Here is a 6,024-nt window from a genome sequence, read left to right on the forward strand (position 1 = left end):
ATGAACTTGAATACACTTTCACCTGCTGCAGGTTCAAAAACTGCTGGTAAGCGTGTCGGCCGTGGTATCGGTTCTGGTCTTGGTAAGACTGGTGGTCGTGGTCACAAAGGTCAAAAGTCACGCTCTGGCGGTAAAGTACGCGTTGGTTTTGAAGGCGGTCAAATGCCTATGCAACGTCGTCTACCAAAGTTTGGTTTCACTTCACGCAAGTCTCTTGTGTCTAAAGAAGTGAATCTATTCGAAATCGCTAAAGTTGAAGGCGATGTGGTAGATCTAAACGCGCTACAGGCAGCTGGTATCGTTAAAAAGAACATCCAGTTCGTAAAAGTTGTAAAATCTGGCGAAGTTTCACGCGCTGTTACCGTTAAAGGCATTAAAGTGTCTAAAGGTGCACGCGAAGCTATCGAAGCTGCCGGAGGCAAGGTAGAAGACTAAGGAAGTACGCTATGGCTAAACCAGGTCAAGATATGCAAAGTGCACAAAGTGGGCTTGCGGAACTGAAGCGCCGATTACTATTCGTTTTAGGTGCTATCATTATTTACCGTCTGGGCTCTTTTGTGCCGATCCCTGGGATTGACGCCGCTGTACTTGCCGAATTCTTCGAGCAACAAAAGGGCACCATTGTTGAAATGTTCAACATGTTCAGCGGTGGTGCGCTTGAGCGTGCATCGGTATTGGCGCTAGGTATTATGCCGTACATCTCGGCTTCGATTATTATGCAGCTATTAACGCATATACATCCTGCGATGATAGAGCTTAAGAAAGAAGGTGAGCAAGGGCGTAAGAAAATCAGCCAGTATACGCGTTATGGTACGCTTGTGCTTGCTACATTCCAATCGATAGGTATCGCTACTGGTCTACCTAATATGATGGAAGGCTTAGTTGTGAATCCAGGCTTCGGCTTTTACTTCACAGCTGTAGTGAGCTTAGTCACAGGAACAATGTTCCTAATGTGGTTGGGCGAACAAATCACTGAACGTGGTATCGGTAACGGTATCTCTGTTCTAATATTTGTTGGTATTGTAGCTAACCTGCCGTCTGCAATTGGTTCGACAGCAGAAATGGCGCGCCAAGGTGATCTGCATATTTTAGCATTGTTATTGATTGCGGTAATCGTATTCGCTGTAACTTACCTAGTTGTGTTCTTTGAGCGTGGACAACGTCGTATCGTTGTAAACTACGCGAAGCGCCAACAAGGTCGTCAGGTATTCGCTGCTCAAAGCACGCATTTACCACTAAAAGTTAACATGGCGGGTGTTATTCCACCAATCTTTGCTAGCAGTATCATTTTGTTCCCTGGTACAATAGCAAGCTGGTTCGGCCAAGGTGAAGGTCCGGTCGCTGATGTGCTACAAGCTATCTCAGCAGTATTGACTCCAGGTCAACCACTGTATGCGATGGTATTAGCTGCGGCTATTATCTTCTTCTGCTTCTTCTACACTGCGTTGGTATTTAACCCGCGTGAGACAGCAGATAACCTGAAAAAATCTGGCGCTTTTATTCCAGGCATTCGTCCAGGTGAGCAGACGTCTAAATACATTGATAAAGTGATGACACGCCTGACATTGGCAGGTGCTTTGTATATAACCTTTATCTGTCTGGTGCCCGAGTTTATGACTATGGCATGGCAAACGCCATTCTACTTCGGCGGTACATCAATTTTGATTATCGTTGTTGTCATCATGGACTTTATGGCACAAGTACAGACTCATATGATGTCTCATCAATATGATTCTGTGCTGAAAAAAGCGAACCTTAAAGGCTACGGCCGTTAAGGTCAGTTTACGGAGTTGAGTAATGAAAGTACGTGCTTCCGTTAAGAAAATTTGCCGTAACTGCAAAGTAATCAAGCGTGCAGGTGTTGTACGTGTGATCTGCAGTGAGCCAAAGCACAAGCAAAGGCAAGGCTAAGCAAATTAAGTCGTGCAGGCTGAGTAGCTCTACTTAGCCTGTTTCTTTGGTAAAACTTGAATGTCGGTTGGGTATCCTATACGGGCTTTCCAGCAAGATGATAATCAAGTTTATTTATAGGAGATATGTTAGTGGCCCGTATCGCAGGCATTAACGTTCCTGATCATAAGCATGCTGTTATCGGTTTAACAAGCATCTATGGTGTAGGTAAAACTCGCGCTAAGGCGATCTTAGCTGCGACAGGTATCGCTGAAACTACTAAAATCGGCGAGTTAAATGACGAAACTCTTGACATCCTTCGTGAAGAAGTTGGCAAGTACACTGTTGAAGGTGATCTTCGTCGTGAAGTTACACTAAACATCAAGCGTCTTATGGATCTTGGTTGTTTCCGTGGCTTACGTCACCGTCGTTCGCTACCACTACGTGGTCAGCGTACTAAGACTAACGCGCGTACTCGTAAGGGTCCTCGCAAGCCTATCAAGAAATAAGGTGGGGTAAGTTATGGCAAAAGCACCAATTCGTCGTAAAAAGGTCAAAAAGCAAGTTGTTGACGGCATGGCTCACGTTCATGCGTCTTTCAACAACACTATTGTGACCATCACTGACCGTCAAGGTAATGCTCTTTCTTGGGCGACTGCGGGTGGTTCAGGTTTCCGTGGTTCTCGTAAGTCTACTCCATTCGCTGCACAGGTTGCTGCGGAGCGTGCAGGTGTTGCTGCACAAGAGTACGGTCTTAAGAACCTAGAAGTATTCATTAAAGGTCCAGGTCCAGGCCGTGAGTCTGCTGTTCGTGCATTGAATGCTGCTGGTTTCCGTATCACTAACATCACTGACGTGACGCCAATTCCACACAATGGTTGTCGTCCACCGAAGAAACGTCGCGTATAACAATAGGTTAGGAGAAAGAACATGGCAAGATATTTGGGCCCTAAGCTCAAGCTAAGTCGTCGTGAAGGTACTGACCTGTTCCTTAAAAGCGGCGTAAGAGCAATTGACTCTAAGTGTAAACTAGAAACAGCACCTGGTCAGCACGGCGCACGTAAAGGTCGTCTATCTGATTACGGTTTACAGCTACGTGAAAAGCAAAAAGTTCGTCGTATCTACGGTGTACTAGAAAAGCAATTCCGTAACTACTACAAAGAAGCTGCTCGCCTTAAAGGTAACACAGGTGAAAACTTGTTACAGCTTCTAGAGCAACGTCTAGACAATGTTGTATATCGCATGGGTTTTGCAAGCACACGTGCTGAAGCACGTCAGCTAGTAAGCCACAAAGCGATTATGGTTAATGGTCGTGTTGTTAATATCCCTTCTTTCGTAGTTACTCCTGAAGATGTAGTAGTAATTCGTGAGAAGTCTAAAAAGCAAGCGCGTATCATCGCTGCTCTAGAGTTGGCTGAGCAACGTGAAAAGCCAACTTGGATTGAAGTTGACGGTAAGAAAATGGAAGGTACTTTCAAGCGCCTACCAGAGCGTTCTGATCTGTCTGCGGACATTAACGAACAACTAATCGTCGAACTTTACTCGAAGTAAAGTTAAGAGTTAAGAGAGGATAAAATGCAGGGTTCTGTAACCGAATTCCTAAAACCAAGATTAGTCGATATCGACGCTGTAAGCTCAACGCGTTCTAAAGTAGTTTTAGAGCCTCTAGAGCGTGGTTTCGGCCACACACTAGGTAACGCTCTACGTCGTATACTTCTTTCATCTATGCCTGGTTGTGCTGTGACAGAAGTTGAAATTGACGGCGTATTGCACGAGTACAGCGCGAAAGAAGGCGTACAAGAAGACATCATTGAAATTCTGTTAAACCTTAAAGGTCTAGCGGTATCTCTAGAAGGTAAAGATGAAGTTTTCCTTACCCTGACTAAGTCTGGTGTAGGCCCTGTGACTGCGGCTGATATCCAGCACGACGGAGATGTGACTATCGCCAACCCTGAGCATGTTATTTGTCACTTAACTGCTGACAATAGCGAAATCAGCATGCGCATCCGTGTTGAGCGTGGTCGCGGTTATGTACCGGCGTCTAGTCGTTTATCCTCTGATGACGATGAGCGCCCAATCGGCCGTTTGTTGCTAGATGCATCATTCAGCCCGGTTGAGCGTATTGCGTACTCGGTTGAGTCAGCTCGTGTTGAGCAGCGTACAGACTTAGATAAACTAATCATCGATATGGAAACGAACGGCACTTTAGATCCTGAAGAAGCGATCCGCCGTGCGTCAACTATCCTTGCTGAGCAATTAGATGCATTCGTAGATTTACGTGATGTTTCTGAGCCAGAAGAAAAAGAAGAGAAGCCGGAGTTTGATCCGATTCTACTTCGTCCTGTTGATGACTTAGAGCTAACTGTACGTTCTGCAAACTGTCTGAAAGCCGAGCAAATTCAATATATCGGTGACTTAGTACAGCGTACTGAAGTTGAGCTTCTGAAAACACCAAATCTTGGTAAGAAGTCTCTAACTGAAATTAAAGACGTGCTAGCTTCACGTGGTCTATCTCTAGGTATGCGCCTAGAAAACTGGCCACCTGCAAGTCTGGCTGAGTAATCTAAGTTACTATATTAGTTTAGTTAGAAGGATAGGGTCATGCGCCATCGTAAGAGTGGTCGTCAATTAAACCGTAACAGCAGCCATCGCAAAGCGATGTTTAGCAACATGGCTGGTTCTTTGGTGAAGCACGAAATCATCAAAACTACTTTGCCTAAAGCAAAAGAGCTGCGCCGTGTAATTGAACCTTTAATCACACTGGCTAAGACTGACAGCGTAGCAAACCGTCGTTTAGCGTTTGCTCGCACGCGTGATAAAGAAGTAGTTGGTAAATTGTTCACTGAGATTGGTCCTCGTTTCGCGGATCGTCCAGGTGGTTACACTCGTATTCTTAAGTGTGGCTTCCGTACTGGTGACAACGCGCCAATGGCTTACATTGAACTACTAGATCGCCCAGCGACTGAAGAAGTTCAAGAAGACGCACAGTCTGCAGAGTAATTAGTCTTATTAAAGACATAAAAAAGCCGAGCATCGCTCGGCTTTTTTCTTTTTAAGAAGCTTATTTTCGCAAGCTCAGGTTATGTAAAGCAGCCAAAAAGCAAGGTGCCTACCTCGCCTATATGTACATAGATATCTTAGCGATAATAGGGCGTGCTAAATTATTGATAAGATCCTCTTGTCCTAAAATATATCGCTTGATCAAGTAAATTGAGCATTAAAAGTTCCAATGAACTAGTGCTGCAAATCGATTGCCGTCGAGTTGATGAGTATTTGCGATATTACTTGGAATTGAGAGGTTACCTACAGAGCTTACTTCATATTCCGCGACTTCGTATCTCAACTCGAGACTAATTTGCGAATAGTTAAAAGCATATAAACCGGAAAAAATGAGCTTCGTGGTGTTATTGAATTTAGCATCAAGAGTAAAATCACTGTCCAATTCAACAGAGGTATCAAAACCGATCCCTGCACCTAGCTTCACATTGTCATTTAGGTTGTAATATGGGATGGCTTCAAACGCCCACCGGCTAAAAGTTAAATCACCGTTTTTCGCTTCAGCTGCATCGAAGTGATAAAGTGCGTTTAGCTTAATATCAAAATCTTTATTCGCTTGATAATGAATGCCACCACCAATGAATATGCCATCGCCAGCTTTAACAGTGTCATCACTATTATCTTCGTACACTAAGGTGCCTATAGTATCACCACCTAAGCTTACTCCAGCTGTTGCTGAAAAAGAAAAAGGACTAGTGTCGTCGGCAAGTACGGTAGTGCTAGATAACAAAGTAAATAAAGCTATAGATAGTTTTTGCATGTTTATACCTGTTTTGTGGTCAAATTTCCGTGCATGATCACCAATTTTTCATTTATGTACAGTGAAAAAGCCATATATTTCAATTGATTGATTGAATATAAGTCTGTTTGCTTATCTTTTGTACGCTCATTCTTAATGCTAGAGCTCAAGTGAGTTTTTAGATGGTGTATTTTCAATATCCTAGCGAACTGTGTGAATTTATAACGGCTAGAACACCCAAATAGAAATAAAAGTAGAATAAAAAATGGGCGATATAGCATGCTGAAGTATCAAAAATAAGCGTTTCGCTTTATTTTTGCTCGAACAACGTGTTTTTT

At 43.8% G+C, this 6,024-nt stretch carries 9 protein-coding genes; 8 read left to right on the forward strand and 1 reads right to left on the reverse strand.

Features of this window, described 5'->3' with window-relative positions; translation table 11 throughout:
* From rplO to rplQ, 8 genes are all read left to right on the forward strand, one after another.
* Positions 1–435, forward strand: a complete 435-nt coding sequence (gene rplO, locus D9603_RS14445) for a 50S ribosomal protein L15 (protein WP_099643704.1) — start codon at positions 1–3, stop codon at positions 433–435.
* Positions 436–446: 11 nt separating this feature from the next.
* The gene (gene secY, locus D9603_RS14450; RefSeq protein ID WP_010606805.1) at positions 447–1,775 is read left to right on the forward strand and encodes a preprotein translocase subunit SecY; all 1,329 of its coding nucleotides are present in this window, start codon (positions 447–449) and stop codon (positions 1,773–1,775) included.
* Between the two features lie 22 nt (positions 1,776–1,797).
* Positions 1,798–1,911: a 50S ribosomal protein L36 gene (rpmJ, locus tag D9603_RS14455; protein WP_002959476.1), complete on the forward strand. Its 114-nt coding sequence runs from the start codon at positions 1,798–1,800 to the stop codon at positions 1,909–1,911.
* A gap of 131 nt (positions 1,912–2,042) precedes the next feature.
* Positions 2,043–2,399, forward strand: coding sequence for a 30S ribosomal protein S13 (rpsM, locus tag D9603_RS14460; protein WP_010378282.1), 357 nt, complete (start codon positions 2,043–2,045; stop codon positions 2,397–2,399).
* A gap of 13 nt (positions 2,400–2,412) precedes the next feature.
* Positions 2,413–2,799 (forward strand): 30S ribosomal protein S11, encoded by a 387-nt coding sequence (rpsK, locus tag D9603_RS14465; protein ID WP_099643703.1) that lies wholly within the window; start codon positions 2,413–2,415, stop codon positions 2,797–2,799.
* Between the two features lie 21 nt (positions 2,800–2,820).
* Entirely contained in the window at positions 2,821–3,441 is a 621-nt protein-coding gene (rpsD, locus tag D9603_RS14470) for a 30S ribosomal protein S4 (RefSeq protein WP_017218390.1), read from the forward strand.
* 24 nt (positions 3,442–3,465) lie between these two features.
* Positions 3,466–4,452 (forward strand): DNA-directed RNA polymerase subunit alpha, encoded by a 987-nt coding sequence (gene rpoA / locus D9603_RS14475; protein ID WP_010378288.1) that lies wholly within the window; start codon positions 3,466–3,468, stop codon positions 4,450–4,452.
* Between the two features lie 39 nt (positions 4,453–4,491).
* Entirely contained in the window at positions 4,492–4,890 is a 399-nt protein-coding gene (gene rplQ / locus D9603_RS14480) for a 50S ribosomal protein L17 (protein ID WP_039493510.1), read from the forward strand.
* Between the two features lie 217 nt (positions 4,891–5,107).
* Here rplQ and D9603_RS14485 read toward each other — a convergent pair whose 3' ends face one another.
* The gene (locus D9603_RS14485) at positions 5,108–5,707 is read right to left on the reverse strand and encodes a hypothetical protein (RefSeq protein ID WP_125250658.1); all 600 of its coding nucleotides are present in this window, start codon (positions 5,705–5,707) and stop codon (positions 5,108–5,110) included.
* Between the last annotated feature and the right edge of the window lie 317 nt (positions 5,708–6,024).

This window comes from Pseudoalteromonas sp. PS5 (assembly GCF_004103255.1).
Classification (GTDB): domain Bacteria; phylum Pseudomonadota; class Gammaproteobacteria; order Enterobacterales; family Alteromonadaceae; genus Pseudoalteromonas; species Pseudoalteromonas peptidolytica.